At 66.4% G+C, this 15,501-nt stretch carries 10 protein-coding genes and 3 pseudogenes; 3 read left to right on the top strand and 10 right to left on the bottom strand.

Going from position 1 to position 15,501, the window contains the following annotated elements:
• The first annotated feature begins 1,010 nt into the window (after nucleotides 1–1,010).
• Entirely contained in the window at nucleotides 1,011–1,184 is a 174-nt protein-coding gene (locus OHA03_RS35140; RefSeq protein WP_267007686.1) for a hypothetical protein, read from the top strand.
• Nucleotides 1,185–1,776: 592 nt separating this feature from the next.
• On the opposite strand, the gene OHA03_RS35135 is transcribed toward OHA03_RS35140, so the two are convergent.
• The 4 genes from OHA03_RS35135 to OHA03_RS35120 all read right to left on the bottom strand — a co-directional run bounded on the left by OHA03_RS35135 (nucleotide 1,777) and on the right by OHA03_RS35120 (nucleotide 6,678).
• Nucleotides 1,777–2,025 carry a hypothetical protein gene (locus OHA03_RS35135; protein WP_267007685.1) on the bottom strand — a complete coding sequence of 83 codons (249 nt, stop codon included), beginning with the start codon at nucleotides 2,023–2,025 and terminating at the stop codon, nucleotides 1,777–1,779.
• Between the two features lie 171 nt (nucleotides 2,026–2,196).
• Nucleotides 2,197–3,996, bottom strand: a complete 1,800-nt coding sequence (locus tag OHA03_RS35130; protein WP_267007684.1) for a SpoIIE family protein phosphatase — start codon at nucleotides 3,994–3,996, stop codon at nucleotides 2,197–2,199.
• Between the two features lie 1,188 nt (nucleotides 3,997–5,184).
• Nucleotides 5,185–5,913, bottom strand: a complete 729-nt coding sequence (locus tag OHA03_RS35125) for an SDR family oxidoreductase (RefSeq protein WP_267007683.1) — start codon at nucleotides 5,911–5,913, stop codon at nucleotides 5,185–5,187.
• A 99-nt stretch (nucleotides 5,914–6,012) separates the two neighbouring features.
• Complete coding sequence (locus tag OHA03_RS35120; RefSeq protein ID WP_267007682.1) at nucleotides 6,013–6,678, bottom strand: nitroreductase; 666 nt, start codon at nucleotides 6,676–6,678, stop codon at nucleotides 6,013–6,015.
• A 147-nt stretch (nucleotides 6,679–6,825) separates the two neighbouring features.
• Between OHA03_RS35120 and OHA03_RS35115 the strand changes: the two genes are divergently transcribed.
• Nucleotides 6,826–7,476 (top strand): FMN-dependent NADH-azoreductase, encoded by a 651-nt coding sequence (locus OHA03_RS35115; RefSeq protein ID WP_267007681.1) that lies wholly within the window; start codon nucleotides 6,826–6,828, stop codon nucleotides 7,474–7,476.
• 205 nt (nucleotides 7,477–7,681) lie between these two features.
• Here OHA03_RS35115 and OHA03_RS35110 read toward each other — a convergent pair whose 3' ends face one another.
• Complete coding sequence (locus OHA03_RS35110; protein ID WP_267007680.1) at nucleotides 7,682–8,476, bottom strand: group II intron maturase-specific domain-containing protein; 795 nt, start codon at nucleotides 8,474–8,476, stop codon at nucleotides 7,682–7,684.
• Here OHA03_RS35110 and OHA03_RS35105 point away from each other — a divergent pair.
• Nucleotides 8,475–9,713, top strand: a pseudogene (locus tag OHA03_RS35105) (IS4 family transposase); the annotation flags it as partial. The gene OHA03_RS35110 and the pseudogene OHA03_RS35105 sit on opposite strands and share 2 nt — an antisense overlap.
• Before the next feature lie 192 nt (nucleotides 9,714–9,905).
• Here OHA03_RS35105 and OHA03_RS35100 read toward each other — a convergent pair.
• From OHA03_RS35100 to OHA03_RS35080, 5 genes and pseudogenes are all read right to left on the bottom strand, one after another.
• Nucleotides 9,906–10,409 (bottom strand): reverse transcriptase domain-containing protein, encoded by a 504-nt coding sequence (locus tag OHA03_RS35100; protein WP_267008265.1) that lies wholly within the window; start codon nucleotides 10,407–10,409, stop codon nucleotides 9,906–9,908.
• Nucleotides 10,410–10,913: 504 nt separating this feature from the next.
• Complete coding sequence (locus OHA03_RS35095) at nucleotides 10,914–12,119, bottom strand: ISAs1 family transposase (RefSeq protein ID WP_267007269.1); 1,206 nt, start codon at nucleotides 12,117–12,119, stop codon at nucleotides 10,914–10,916.
• A 519-nt stretch (nucleotides 12,120–12,638) separates the two neighbouring features.
• A pseudogene (locus OHA03_RS35090) lies at nucleotides 12,639–13,661 on the bottom strand (transposase); the annotation flags it as partial.
• Nucleotides 13,658–14,196 (bottom strand): annotated as a pseudogene (locus OHA03_RS35085) (transposase); the annotation flags it as partial. The pseudogenes OHA03_RS35085 and OHA03_RS35090, both read right to left, overlap by 4 nt.
• Nucleotides 14,197–14,549: 353 nt before the next feature.
• Nucleotides 14,550–15,437: a helix-turn-helix transcriptional regulator gene (locus OHA03_RS35080; protein ID WP_267007679.1), complete on the bottom strand. Its 888-nt coding sequence runs from the start codon at nucleotides 15,435–15,437 to the stop codon at nucleotides 14,550–14,552.
• Between the last annotated feature and the right edge of the window lie 64 nt (nucleotides 15,438–15,501).

Genomic DNA, 15,501 nt, shown 5'->3' with positions numbered 1-15,501 from the left:
GCCCAGGGGTAGCCAGGAAGGTGACCGATGACCGGTCCCGAAATGGGATCAGACGAGCGCTGGCAGCCGCATTGGAAGCGTGGCCGGTAGCAGCGCAGGTACCGGCGCCGGTAGCAGGTCAGTTGAGGACCTGCACCTCAACCACCCGCGCGATGAACGCGGTCTGCCGGTTCTCGGTGACCTCTCCGCCGTCACCGAGAACCGGCGCGGCCCACTTCACAGTCCAGGTCGCGGTCGCGGTGCCCCGGTACCGGCCACCTCGCCCTGGGACGGCTGGCCCCGTGGCGGCTGTTCTTTCGTGAAGTGCTTACAGACAGTCCGGCACCTGTCCCTGCGTACCGCCCGCCTGCTGACCGGACAGGCCTTGGTACAGAGGTACCGACAAACACACACATAATCAGGTCCGTGGTGGACTTTCGTAAACATCAGGCCCCCGGGAAGCCGCTCGTCCTTGCGGCCCTGGCCTTCGCATGCCGGGCCGTGTGATCACGGGCCGTGCGCCCTGACGGATTTACTGGCCGTGGAACGGTTGGACGATCCGCGCTGCTGTGCCGGCCACCATCCCAAGGCGGTCCGCACCACCACGTGAGCACGCCGCGGACGCTGGGCCCGGACGCCGATTGCCACTGTCGCCCCCAGGGCCTGCCTCCCAGACTCCCAGACGAACTCGTCCACCAGGCAAACAAAGGAGGCGACCTCCCAGATCTCCCTGAGAAGAACGGACATATCAGCCGAGCTGGGAGGTGCGGATCAACCGGAGTGCCCAGACCGGATGTCAAGCCTCGAGAGCGGTTGGCTCGTAGTGCCGTCCGTCGCAGAGGAAGCTCCAGAGAACGTCGACGCAGTGGCGGGCAAGGCGTCCTCCATTCGGCCCGCAGTGATTGCCGTAGGGCGGAGTTGGGGGGTGGGCTGTCAGAGCGACCAGTGACAGGACGCGGGCGCCAGGGGCGTCACCTGCCGAACGAGCAGGGCCGGTCCTCCGCCGGCCTACACGAGACTTGGAGATTCCCATGGCCTACCGCAAGGGACAGCACGTGGAGTACCGGGACCAGCAAGACGAGCTCCAGAAGGGCGAAATCCAGCAGACCGAAAGCGGCGGGGCACAGACTCGCTACGCCATCAAGAACGACAAGACCATGCGCGAAGAGAAGATCAGCGAAAACCAGATCGAGCGGGCGCTGTAGTAATAGCCCTGACGACGCAGCCCGCCGTTGCACCGAACCAAAGTGCAACGGCGGGCTGCTGGATGTCCTGCGGCAGTGGATACAGCGGCGGTAGCCGGTACTCCGGGTCAGGCATAGTAGGTGCCGAGGTGAATTCCACGAGCAGGTTGCACGTCTGCTGCCGTCCTTGAAATACGCCTCCTGCAATCCCTCCGTACCGAGATTCTGCAATTCCTGTTCACTGGAACCGGCCTCTGAAAGCGAAAAGCGGAAGATGCCGGGTAATCAGCCGGATGTGTCCGTGATCCGTCGTTCTGAGGACTGCGGTGAACCCGAAACGCGCCCCGTCTCAATCGTGTTGCCGGTCGCGGTCGCCCTACCGGCTGACCTTAGACAGCTACCTGCCTCGGCTGGCAGCCGCATTCGTGGTGCTCCCGCCAAGCACATGCGGTCCAGGGCGCGCTCGCCGCCGCAGTGTGTCAACGGATTGGCTTTGTACGGACAGCGAATGTTCACCACTTCGGGAGGCGGCGGAACTCGCTCCTGTTCGACTCTCCACAGCTGCTGCAGATAGAGGTGGGATGGGTACTGATGCCTCGCTCGCCGGTCAATATCAGAGGGTAGAACTGCTGACGACTTCCGCCAGCTCGTCAGCGGCCTCGGGGGTCAGGCGGTAGAACCCTTGAAGGCTGATCGATCTTTCGAGACGACCATCCACCACGTACTTCAGACCGCGGGTCTGCCCTCGCCGGTTGCGCCAGGTAAGCCTGGTAAGCAGTTCACCGGAGACAGGGACATCGAAGCGCACGGGCGTCGCGTCCACGTGCACCGCCTGAGCCCCGCAGCCGCCCGCGCCGAGCATCAACCAGTCGTCATGCCCGGGATACGCAGGGTCCCCCCAGGTGGCGGGGGCTATGCCGCAGCAGTCGCGACGCTCCCTCACGACGCAAACAGAACTTGAGCCAGAGCCGTAGCTCACCGACAAAGCCACTCGATCGCCGGTCAGAAGGCGGGCTTCCGTTGCAGCAGGCGGTCAGTGGCGTTCACTCGGGTGCAGGGGCTGTTCGGTCCAGATGGTTTTGCCGGTGGGGGTGTAGCGGACGCCCCAGCGGCTGACGAGCCGTGCGGCGATGTACAGTCCCCGGCCGCCCTCGTCGGTGTCTCGGGCGCGCTTGATGTGTGGGGCGGTGCTGGAGGGGTCGGAGACCTCGCATGTCAGTCTGTCGCTTTCGCGGATCAGGCGCAGGCTCGCGCCGCCGCCGCCGTAGCGGATGGCGTTGGTGACGAGTTCGCTGACTACCAGCTCGGTGGTGAAGGCGAGTTCGTCAAGGCCCCATTCGCTGACCCGGTCGACGGCGCTCTGGCGGCTGCCGGCGACTGCCGCCGGGTCGGCCGGTATCTCCCATGACACGGTGTCTTCGTCGGGGACTCCGCGTACCCGTGCGAGCAGGAGGGTGACGTCGTCGCGCAGGACGTCCGGGGAGATTCCAGCGACCAGGCGGGAGGCTGCCACGTGCAAGTCACCGTCAGTGGGGTGGGCCGCGGCCAGTCGCTCGCGGAAGGCCGCCATTCCGCGGTCGATGTCGTTCCACGGGTGTTCAATCAGGCCGTCGGAGTAGAGCGCGAGTACGTCGCCGTCTCGTAGATCAACGTCGGCGACCTCGAATGCCAGGCCACCCACGCCCAGCAAGGGGCCCGGGACGAGGGGAATGTACTCTGCCGTGCCGTCGGGCCGGACGAGTGCCGGTGGCGGATGCCCCGCACTGGCCACGGCGCAGCGCCGTGTGGTCGGGTCGACAACGGCGTAGATGCAGGAGCTGCCGGGGGCATTCTCGTGACCGGACGCGTCGCCCTCTGCAAACTGGATGATGACGTCATCGAGGTGGGTGAGCAGCTCGTCGGGCGCGAGATCGAGATCGGCGAGCGTGCGCACGGCCGTGCGCATCCGGCCCATGGCGGCGGCGGCACGCAGACCATGGCCGACGACGTCGCCCACTACGAGCGCCACACGGGCGGAAGACAGGGGGATGACGTCAAACCAGTCCCCGCTGAGGCCGCCCGCCGGCCCGGCACCGCACGGCAGGTAGATCCCGGCCGTCTCGCCTGCTGTCATGACGACCCGCGCCTGCGGCAGCAAACTTTGCTGGAGTGCCAGAGCCATGCGGTGTTCGCGCGTGTAGCGGCGGGCGTTGTCAATGCTCACCGCGGCGTAGGTAGCGAGCCATTGCAGCAGTTGCAGATCAGCGTCGGTGAAGGGGTTCTTTCGCCATACTTCGATGTTGCCCAGGAGCAGCCCGGGTTGTTCAGGAGCGTCGGGCCTTCTTTCTGTGACCAGGGGGGTGCACAGCAACGACAGCTCTTCGTCATCTCCGTCTATCGGGAGGAGGGCCCTGACCATGTCAGGGTTGTGGTCGTAGACGGTGTTGAAGTGCGAGCGGCCGGAGATCGTAAATCCCTTTCCGGCCTGGAAATTTCTTACCACCGCTTGGTTAGGGAAACTCGGAAGATCATCGCCCACCAGAACGTAGCCATTCGGCCACTGCCTGTCTGCGGGTGCGAGCGCCGTACGACGCAGCGCCAAATCCCCGCCCCCTGTCCGTTCCGGTGGCTCCTCCCCGTCGCAGACTTCCCTGGCCAGGTTCACGTTCGCGAAATCGCCCAGCCCCGGGACCACGAGGTCGGCCAGACGCTGAGCGGTCGTTTCCACGTTCAAGGACGCGCCGATCGACGCTGCGTTCGAAAGCAGCTCCAGCTGCCTCCGTGCTTGGTGTATATCGTTGTCCAGCGCCTGGCCGCCCTCTGAGTCGTCCGGGTCAGGAACCATCGCCTTCATGTACTTATGCTATGACCTGCCCGAATTTGGCCGTGCCCTGCCCGCCGCTGCGCGGCGGAGGCGGGCAGCGGGTCTCGATGTAGCCGGGGTGGATCGCGTCGCTGCTGCAGCTGTCCGCCGGGATTGGTGGCGGCGTCCCGGCCGCCCTGACCTGCGGCCTGGTAGCGGGAGTCGCGGCTGCCATGACGCTGCGGGTGGCCGTGGGCCGCGCAGAGACCGCCGACGCCACGGCCTCCGTCCAGGGCCCCGCCCGGCCCTAGCTAAGCTGGTGATGGGGGCAGGGGCAGTGGCTCCGACCGTCGGGTGTGCGCACATATGACAGCGGTCGTAACGGGCAGTCAGTCCGGCGGCGTAAGATTCGGGCCGCCGTACAGGAGACACCATGCCGCGAGTGGAAGGCGCCTACCGCCTTCCCTCGTCAAGTCGGAGAAGCTGCAAGTACGGCTCAGCGAGGAGATCCGCCGCCGCACCGATGTGGTCGGCATTTTCTTTGATCGATCGCGCCGCCCTGATCCGCAGGGTCGGAGCGGTGCTGACCGAGCAGCACGACGAAGAGCGAGGTCCGCCGCAGATGAGCCGCTGACCAGTGGTAGAAAGCGCGCTCCACCCAATCGAGTCAGAAACCGACAGCACCGTCCTGCCCACCGAACTCACCGCATGGCCTCAAGAACGGGACCACCGCGTAGCCGTCGTTATCCACTCCGGCGGATGTGGCCTGGTCGCCCTGAGCTACGTGTCGTGGCTTGTTGCTGCACTGCACTGCGGCTTATGTCATGGCAGATCTGGATTTCACCCACGTGGAGAATCGGACCGAGTCGTACATCGAGACGCCGACCAGTTGCGCCCTTGCTTGGAGCAAAACAGATCGAGCAGGCACAGTCGCAGGCGGAGCTTCTTGGGTTCCCAGCGGCGGGTTTCCGCGGTCAGGGCGAGCATCGGCATCCAGGCCAGGAGGTCAAGTGCGAGGGAGACGGTCTCCAGCGAGATCCGGTGGCCACTCCCAGAATCCGTGTCGCCGCGTACGTGATCCGGCATTCCACCGTTCCCGAGCTCCTCGTGTTCGACCACGTGGGCTAGATGCGGTTGCTGTATTGAAGCGGCATACACCGCCCCTGGGCCGCCGTGCCGACTTGTTGCCATCGTCCACGGCGGCCAGGGTTCTGTGCCGTCTGAGAGGGCGCGAGCGGGTCAGGAGAGCCAGTCGGTGTAGCGGGTGGGGGCGAGGTGGGCGTTCTTGTCGGTGAGGACGTCGCCCTTGACGGCGGCGAACATGCCGGCGGTGGGGTCGGTGACGACGGTGCGGTTGTCGCCCTTGTGGGACAGGGTGATGCGGCCCAGTTCGTCCAGGGTGAAGACGTCGGGGCCGCCGATGTTGCGGATGCCGTTCAGCGGAGCGCCCGCGGCGACCTCCGCCACTGCGCCGGCCACGTCTTTGGCGGCGATCGGCTGGATCGGCGTGGCGGGCAGCCGGACGGTGTCGCCGTCGGCGGTCCAGGACAGGACGGCGTCCATGAACTCCATGAACTGCGTCGCCCGGACGATCGAGTACGGGATCTGCCCGTTCGCGAGGATGTGCTCCTGGAGCGCCTTGGCCCGGTAGTAGTCCAGCTCCGGTACCTGGTCCGTGCCGACGATCGAGAGGATGACGAAGTGGCCGGCGCCGCCCTTGCGGGCCGCGGCGAGAAGGTTTTCCATCGAGGTCTGGAAGAACGCCGGGGAGGCTTCGTCGAAGGTCGGGGAGTTCGTTAGGTTGACGACGACCTCGGCTCCCGCCACCGCCTCGTCCAGTCCCTGGCCGGTGATGACGTCGATTCCGGTGGACTTCGAGTGCGGTACCGCCTCGTGCCCGGCGGCGTTCAGGTTCTTGACGACCTGGGATCCGATCAGCCCGGTACCGCCGATGACTGCGATCTTCATGGCATGCCTTTCCTCGGGAATATATGTGCAATATGGAACACGAGCCGCCATGTGGGCGCGACAGGAAAACGCGTCCTTGTCGGCTGAGAGCGGGCGGCGTCAGTCACCGACGAACGTGACCGTCTCGTGAAGCGGCGCCCGGCCCATACGTGTGCGATCCGCCGCGAGGTCCTCGAACCCGATCGACATTCCGCAGAAGAGCATCAGCTCGTCCGGGGGTGACAGGACCTCCGCGACGCTCCTGTAAAACTTCGCCCATGCCATCTGCGTGCAGCTGTGCAGGCCTTCGACGCGGAGCAGCAGCATCACGGTCTGCAGGTACATGCCAACGTCGGCCCACTGGGGCGAGCCCAGATCGCGGTCGATGTAGCAGAACAGGGCCGCGGGCGCACCAAAGCAGTCCCAGTTCGCGGAAGAGGCCCTCTGGCGCGCCTCGATGTCCTCGCGCGCAATACCGAGTGCGCCGTAGCGCTGCTCACCGAACGCGGATCGGCGCTCGCGGTACGGGGGCTTCAGTGGGGACGGGTACTGCTCGTACTCCGGCTCGTCCCAGGGGTCACCCGCGGCCAGGCGCTCGCCGGCGCGCTTCTTCAGCTCGGCGAGCGGCCCGCCGGTCAGCACGTAGGCGTGCCACGGCTGAAGGTTCGACGCGGACGGCGCCCAAGCCGCGGCGGACAGTACGCGCTGCAGCACCTCCCCCCGGACCTCGCGGTCGGTGAATCCGCGCACCGCCCGTCGGCTCGTGACCGCCTCGTAAACATCCATGATCGCCTGACTCTCGTCCTGCTCGACGCGGCATCTCCGTTACGATCACGACAGTATCATTCGATACCATCTTGAGTGAAACTGCTGCTGGGCATGGACCCGTCGCCCGCGGCTCCCCGCCCCGCACACTGCACATTGGAGAAACCCATGGCCACACTGCTGCACATCGACTCGTCCGTGCTCCCCAGCGAGGCGTCCTCGTCCCGTTCGGTCACGGCCGCCTTCCGAAAGACCTGGGAGGAGCAGCACCCGCAGGGCGCGGTCATCTACCGCGACCTCGCCGCCGACCCGGTCCCGCATATCACCGCCGACGCCTGGTCCGCCGGTTACACCGCACCGGCCGAGCGCACCCCGAAGCAGTCCGCCGCGTTCGCTGAGCGCGCGGTGCTCATCGAGGAGCTGGAGCAGGCGGACGCCGTCCTGATCGGCGCCCCGATGTACAACTTCTCGATCCCGTCGACCCTCAAGGCGTGGCTGGACAGCGTGCTCCTGCTCGGCCGCACGGCGGGCGAGACCCCTTCCGCCCAGGGCACCCCCGCCCTCGTCGTTGCCAGCCGCGGCGGCTCCTACGCGCCGGGCACCCCGCGCGAGGGCTACGAGTTCGTACAGAACTACCTGGAGGCCGTTCTCCGGGGCACCCTCGGCCTGGACCTCGACTTCATCGTCCCGGAACTCACCATGGCCCCCCGCAACCCGGCCATGTCCGAACTGGTCCCTCTCTTCGAGGCTTCCCGTAAGCGCGCCTTCGAGGACGCGACCCTCAAGGCCAAGGAACTCGCGGAGCGCCTCGCCGCGTAACCCGCCAGGCACCAGACGCCGTGTGACGCTTCGCCCCCGGACGTCACACGGCGTCCTCGGCGTCTGCGCTCTCTCCGATGGCGCCTGTGGCGCTCCTCTGCACTAGTAGGGTCGGGGACTGGCGCGGTGGCTTCCGCCCCGTTTCCAGCCCCCGCCGCTTCAAACCGTGCATGCAGTTCTCCCGCACACGGCTTTCCGACATCGTTCACCGACTGGCATGCGCTGTCGCCCTGCGTACGTTTCCGGTAAGACGGTAGACACCGAGCCGGGTGATCCACCCATAAGTAAATCGGGTGGCCCAATTCCTGCCCGCGAGTCTGTGTTTCGCGCTGGCGAAGATCGCCAGCCGCTCGTGGACATAGCCGTCGACCACGTTGAACTTCCGTCCGGAGTTCCCGTTACGGAAGTACGCCGCCCAGCCCCGCAGGACCGGGTTGAGATCGGCGACCACGGCGGATACCGGCCGCTCAGTCTTCGAACGAGCGGTCGCCGCACGGACTTTGTCCCGCAGTACCCGCATCGCCCTGGCCGAGGGCCAGCGTTGCAAGTAGTACCTGCCCCGCCATTTCCACGATTCCATCTTCCGGTGGTGGAAGCCGAGAAAGTCGAAGCCCTGCCCACCTCGGGTGAGGCGGACGATGCCGGTCTTCTCGGGATGCAATCGCATCCCGAGCCGTTCCAGAACTCGCGCCGCCAATTCACGGGCCTGTTCGGCCCGTTGCTCCGTCGGCGACAGGACTACGAAATCATCGCAGTACCTCACCAGCGTCCCCAGCCGGCGACCTTCGTTCTGCCACTCCTCGTCGAGAACGTGCAGCGCGATATTTGCCAGCAATGGGGAAATCGGTGAGCCCTGCGGGGCAATGCCACTTAGATAAGCGGTCTGGTAATCGGTCGTCCACATATGCACAGGGACACGCCCGGGGTGTTTGTGGATGGTCAACTGATCCGGTTGCCGCACTTCCTTCCTGCCGGTGAACCGGTTATGTTCCTCGCTCATGGGCGGGGTGCGGGATAACGTGGTGCCGGTTTCTGGTGTGCGCTTGACCGACCGGGTGGGTGTCGGGGTTCTGACACGTTTGGTTCATCGGGACCTGGTCGATGAGGTACTCGCGGAGACGGGCCGTACAGAGAAACGGTCACGTTTGCTGCCGGCGCGTGTCGTCGTCTATTACGTGATGGCTCTGTGTCTGTTCTTCGGCGAGTCGTACGAGGAAGTGATGCGTCTTCTCGTCAACGGCCTACGTTTTCTGGGGACATGGCGGAAGGACTGGACGATTCCCACGACGGGTGCGATTTCCCAGGCGCGCCGGCGTCTGGGTTCGGAGCCGCTGCGGGTGCTGTTCGAGCGGGTGGCATTGCCCTGCGCGCAGCGGGGCACGCAGGGAGCGTGGATGGGTCGGTGGCGTCTGATGGCCATTGACGGGTTCGTCCTGGATATTCCTGACACCCCAGCAAATGATGGGGAGTTCGGCCGGTCCGGGGGCACACGAAGTCCCGCACCTTTCCCCCAGGTGAAGATCGTGGGGCTGGGTGAATGCGGGACTCATGCTGTGGTGGCGGCCCGGCTGGGTCCCTGGCGCGTGGACGAAGGCGTTCTCGCCGGGGAACTCGTCGCCGATTTCGAACCAGGCATGCTGGTTACCGCCGACCGGGGATTTTACGCATATCGTCTGTGGGAAGCGGCCGCGGCAACCGGTGCTGATTTGCTGTGGCGCATGCCCGACGGCCCTCATCTGCCGGTAGTCCGGCCGCTGAAGGACGGATCCTATGAGTCGTTCCTGCTTGACCCGAAGGTCCGTCGGCGGCGCGCAGTCCAGCGTCACCGCGGGTCGGACAACATAGAGGAGCCGTCCGGGATTCCGGTCCGTGTCGTCGAATACGAAGTGACGAACCGCGAAGGTAGAGGAGAGATCTTCTGCCTGATCACCACCGTTATGGACCCGGACGAGGCTGGTGCCGCTGAACTCGCCGCTGCCTATGCCGAACGGTGGGAGTTCGAGTCCAGCCTTGACGAGATCAAGACCCACCAACGCGGCCGCGGCGGTGTATTGCGCTCGAAAACACCGGACATGGTCGAGCAGGAGATCTGGGCACTGCTCCTGACCCACTACGCGGTCCGGCACCTGATGTGTGAGGCAGCCGAACAGGCCGACATCGACCCGGACCGCCTATCGTTCATGCGGTCACTTCGTATCATCCGCCGCCAGATCACAGGCCAGGCGGGTTTTCCCCCTGACCGCCTCGCGAAGGCCCTTGAAGTCGCCCGCACGGAAATAATAGAAAGGCCCAACCCCCGTCGGAGACACCGCACCAGCCCACGAGCCGTAAAGCGTGTCCACGTCCACGCCTACAGAAAGAAGCAGCCCACCGAAACCATCATCCACCACCCCGACCCACCCCACATCAAAATCCTCGCCGTTTCCTAACTAAGTGGCATTGCCCTGCGGGGTTCCTGCCCCGGTAGGCGAGGTCACCCCGCCCTCCAGGACTCCCATCCGCAGCCAGGCCCGGATCAGCTTCAGCATCGGCCGGTCCACCACACGCCGTGCCACTTGGGCCATCAGCGCCTCATGGTCGATCGTGCCGAAGCAGTCGCGGATATCGGCCTCGAGCACCCACTCCCGCCGCTGGTTCGCGGCGACGCGCACGGCTTCGCATGCGTCGATCGCGGACCGCTTCGGCCGGAATCCGTAGCTCGCCTCGGTGAACTGGGCTTCGAATACTGGTTCAAGGACCAGTTTCGCAGCCGTCATCACCACCCGGTCCGCCACGGTGGGGATCGATAGCGGCCGGAACTCCCCCGGCCGCCCCAGTTTGGGAATCTGGACCCGCCGCAACACTGACGGACGATACGTATGCGTCCGCAGTCTCTGCGAAAGGTCCTGGAGGAACACATCCACCCCCGAGGACGCCACCGCGTCGACGGTCATACCGTCCACGCCGGGGGCACCTCGGTTTGCGCACACACCGGCCCACGCCCGCCAAAGAACGTCCATGCGGTGGACATGGCCATACAAGGCATGAAACCGGCGTTCGGGTTCTTGCTTGGCACAGCGGTAAAGCGTCCGTTGCAGGGCTCGGACCTTGTCCAGAGGACGGCGGCCCGGTCCTGCGGCGTCTTCCTCCCGGCGGATGGAACTAGCCGAAACGGCACTCATCCGGGTCCCTCCCTGTTTGCGAATCGCGTCGATGAAGCAGGGGTCCTTCGCTCCCAGCGGGTTGTGTTGTCCCGCCGATCACCACTACTACGACCCCCTCCGACTGCCTCTCAGCAACCTGCCATTTCCCGGTTCTGCCGGTTATAGGCAGGCCACGCTTCCCGGGCCGCAAACCCGGGGCCGAGGAGGCTCTCTCCAGTTCCCAGGACAACCTTCCGACCATTCCACGCCCCTTACGCCCAGGGTCATTGCATGATCGAGATCTGTCTGGGTTCGTCACGTGAGACCGAGGGTTCGTAGGGGCCGGTGGTAGTCGCGGCCGGTGTGGCGGAGGGCGGCGGCGATGTTGGTCTGGCCGTCCTGGCGGAAGACGCTGATGGCGAGGTTGCGCAGGGAGGCCATGGCGCGAGGCAGGGTGCCGGTGCGGACCTTGGAGTCGTCCTCGCGGAACGTGCGGTCCCGCACGTGGTGCAGGAGGTTCTCGATTCCCCAGTGGCCTCTGATCCAGGTGGCGAGCTCGGTGCAGGTGGCGTCGAAGGCGCTCAGGCTGGTGATCAGGTAGACGCGCTCGATGGTCAGCTTCCCGGTGCTCAAGTCGCGTCGCCACCGTACGACTTGGATCGCCTGGCGGGCGCCGGGGTAGTCGAGGTGGCTGAACGCGGCGACCTTGAGCCGGCGGATCTCGTCGCGGTGGTGGGCGTGGTCGCGAGTGCGGTGCCCGAGCGGGATGTCTCGCCAGGGCAGCTTCCTGACCTGGGCGTACAGGCCCGGATGGTTCTTCTTCACGACGGCCACGTAGTGCGCGCCGCGACTGGTCAGATAGGCCCCGTGGTCGTGCTGGGTGTGCAGTGCGTCGGCGGTCACCACCGTGTTCTCCAGCTCGAGACCGTCCAGCAACGGCGCGAAGGAGGGGATCTCGTTGCTCTTGGAAGCGACCTGCCGCTGGGCCAGGACCACGCCGTGGTGGTCCATCGCCGCCAGCAGCTGGATCGCCGCGGCCGTTGCGGTTCGCGATCCGCGGACCACCTTGCCGTCGACCGCGATCACCCGTCGCACCGGCCCTTTCTCCGCCTCCGGCTCGACCGGGGGCGGCGTTCTGGCCTGCAGATACGCGCTGATCGCCGCGTCCAGCGCGTCACCGTCCACACGCTGCAGCAGGCGGCGCACGGTTGCGGCGTGCGGCACCGGCCGCAGACCGGTAAGTGGATCGGCAGCGAAGCCGAGGACGCCCAGCACATGCTGCGGGGCATCCGTGATCCACTCGCTGATCGCGATGAGCGAGCGAGCCCCGGTCAGCACCGCCGAGACGGCTGCGCACAGCAACGCGAGGGCCGGATACCGCAGTCCTCGCGCATCGCGGGGATCGGCGACCAGGATCAGGAAACGCCGCAGGTCAGCGACATCGCTTGAGGTGAGGGGATCAGTCGGGGAACCCAGTTTCTCCAGTGCGGAAGGGATGGGCGATGATGTTCGGGCAGGCACGGTCTCGCTCGGTTCTCATGGGTCTCGACAACCACATGATCACCAGCACCGTGCCTGCTCTGCTCTCCCGGGCCCCTTGCCCCACAACGGACATGACGCCACGTCACTCACGAGACCGGCGAACCGGACCAATCCCAATCACGCAATGCCCCTGCCCTTACGCCGGGAGGTTCTTCGACGACCGCTCCAGGTCCGAGATCATCTTCCGTGGCCTTCGCCAAACAAGCACAGGCTCGGCTCCTCCTTGGCCCGCCCCAAGCGGAGCGGGGGTTAAATGACGACGCTGCAGGCTTCACTTCATGTTGCGGACTGGTCGGTTGCACGCCCCCGAGGGGCGCTTGTCACTCCACTTCGACGTCACCATTTCGGGCGACGCCGGGAGTCAGCTACCGGGGACCCTGGCGTCTCCCCGGACCGGACTTCCACCGGCTGGCTGTCCTGAGCTTGTCGTCCGGTTACATCGTTCACATCCCTTCTGAACTGGGAAGACGTCCGGACTGCTGGACGTACACTTGATCTTTAACCTGTGCGGCGGGGCCGTGGTGTCGCGGACTTCTTGGTTCTCGGTTTCGTGGTGTCTGTTTTGCGGACTGTGTGCACGTCGTGGCGTGGGGTGGGCCGGGTGTTCTTGCGGCCTGGGGGTCGTCCGGGTCCCGGGCGGGCGGTTTTCGGTGCTTGGGCTGGGCAGGCGGCCTTCGGGCGGATGTGCCGAAAATCGCGGCGGACACGGGCGGGCGTGAGTCTGTCTGGCGGGCTCGGCTTCTCCCATGGCCGTCGGAGATCGGCTGCCAGAGGGCGGGCGAGACGGAGCTGGGTGTAGGCGGCGAGGATGAGCCAGGTCCAGCGGTCGGCCGCTTCCGGGGTGCGGATCTTCGGGCAGGTCCAGCCGAGGGTCTGCTTGAACAGGCGGAAGGTGTGCTCGATGTCGAAGCGCCGCAGGTATGCCTGCCAGAGACGGTCGACGTCGGCTGGGGTGGCGTCGGTGCCGGACCACCACAGCCAGACCGGCTTCGGGGTTGCTCCGCTGGGCAAATGGTCGATGTCCAGGCGGATTACGGTCCCTTCCACGATCGGGAGGGTGCCGTCCGCTGCGGCCCAGGACGAGCGGTGGGTCAGTTTGGGGTGCAGGCGGTCCCAGGATCGGGCGGTGGCTGTGCCGTAGAGGCGTGTGTCGGTGACGGTTTCGGTGTCCGGGGTGCCCCAGGTGTCGGGCTGCCCGAAGACGAACTCGCCTCCGTGCCGGGGTGGTCGGCCCTGGGTGTGTGGCTGCCTGGGCGGGACAGCTCGACGCAGGACTCGGTCCGAGCGCATCCGGGCCAGTAACTGCACTGGCAGGTCCCCCAGCAGGAAGGCGAGGCGGGGTGCGTCGTATCCGGCGTCCGCGACGATGAGGATGTCAGGGTCGCCGGTGGACCACTGTCCGGCTGTGATGAGACGTTCGACCAGGTCACGCAGCTGCTGGGCGGTGGCGGTAGCGGCGTCATCCCCCGGCGTCAGACGCAGTGCGTCCAGCGGTGCGGTCCACGAGCTGCGGCCGGGCTCGTCTGCCCACCTCTGGAGCGTCCGAGGAGGGCGGCCTTCAGTCGGAGTTTTCGGCGACGCCGGATGCGTCGTCGCTCTTCCCGCTCGGGATCGGATTCTGTGTCCGGCCCGGTTTGTTCTTCGAGGCCGCCCCCTTTGATCTGGCCTTCTCCTCCTCGGCGGCGGCCTTCTCCAGCGCGGCGACGACGTCCTGTTCCAGATGCATCCCGGCGGCGTCGTGGTGAGCCCGCGCGGTGGTGGAGTCGACGCTGACCAGGGACAGGTCTACCTCGCCCCGCTTCGCGGCTTCCGCGATCAGGCCCTCCAGCAGGGCCTCGAAGACCCCCGCGTCACGCCACTGCCGGAAGCGGTTGTGGACGGTCGACCAGGCACCGAACTCCTTCGGCATCTCCCGCCACTGCCCGCCCGTCTTGAACCGCCAGATCACGCCCTCGAACTGCTGCCGAAGCCGCTCGGGATACGGGCCGTACTCGCCGATGGGCAGGTACGGCTCGATGAACTCCCAATCGGTGTCCGCCAGTTGCACTCGCGTCATGCAAGAACATCTACCGGTCCAGGCACCGCCGCGAGGGCGAATCCCGCAGATTGATCACGACTCGATACGCACCCTAGCGCGCTCAGTTCCGCCAGGGTTGCGCAGAAGATCCGACGGGTCTCAACGGCGGCCTGCTCGTGCCGTCCTTCATGCACTCCTGACGGTCGAGGGCCGGGACCACACCGTCTACAGCGGCGCTCTGGGGCGGTACCTGAACGGCTGGACACCGTTGCCCGGTCAGGACTGCGGATTGCCGTAAAACCCCTCCGTCCCCTCGATTTTCGCACCAGTCACGCCGAGGTCGCTCCATTGGTGTTCAGAGCTGACTTGACGGGAACTTCGTGGCGGGGCGGTCAACTGGGTGCCGGTTGCGTGGAGGAGCCAGCTTCTTGAGTGACGGCCCAGGAGGCGAGCAAGCGAAGGCCCTCTTCGGAGGGGGAGCCAGGTTCGGCGGCGTAGATGGTGAGGGTGAGGCCGGGTTCGGCGGCCATCTCCAAGCCTTCGTAGGCGAGGGTGAGTTCGCCGACAGCATGGTGGTGGTAGCGCTTGGTGCCGGTGCCGTGGTGGCGGACGTTGTGGGCGCCCCAGCGGGTGCGGAAGGCGTCGCTGCGGGTGGACAGCTCGCCGACAAGGTCGTGCAGATCCTTGTCGTGCGGGTTGCGGCCCGCTTCGGTCCGCAGGATGGCGACGGCGATGTCGGCGGCTTCATCCCAGTCGGGGTAGAAGCGGCGGGATGCGGGGTCAAGGAAGTTGAAGCGGGCGAGGTTCGCCTGGTTGTGAGGATCAGCGTAGACGTCGTGGTAGAAGGCACGAGCGAGCTGGTTGACGGCGAGCAGGTCCATGCGGCCGTTGCGGACGAAGGCCGGCCCAGCGGTGACGGCGTCCAGGGTCCACTGCAGGCTGCGGTGCGCTTTCCACTGCTTGGCGATGCGGCGTCGGGGCCGGCTGAGGGCATCGGAGCCGTCGGCGGCCTGAGCCAGATGAAGCAGGTGGGCGCGCTCTGCGTCGTCGAGCTGGAGGGCGCGGGCGACGGCTTCGAGGACGGCCGGAGAGACGCCGGCAAGGCCGCCACGCTCGAGTTTGGCGTAGTACTCCACGCTGACGTCTGCCAGGGCTGCGACCTCGCTGCGGCGCAGGCCAGGGACGCGGCGCCGGGTACCGGTAGGCAGTCCCGCCTGCTCGGGGGTGATCTTCGCTCGCCGCGAGGTAAGGAACTCGCGGACCTCTCGCTGGTTGTCCACCCCTCGACCGTACGTGCCGCGCGCCGCCAGAGGGATGTACTGCCGGTACACCCCTTGACGGTGA

The sequence above is a fragment of the Streptomyces sp. NBC_00154 genome (assembly GCF_026342835.1).
Classification (GTDB): Bacteria; Actinomycetota; Actinomycetes; order Streptomycetales; family Streptomycetaceae; genus Streptomyces.
This window is presented reverse-complemented; position numbering and strand designations above follow the sequence as displayed.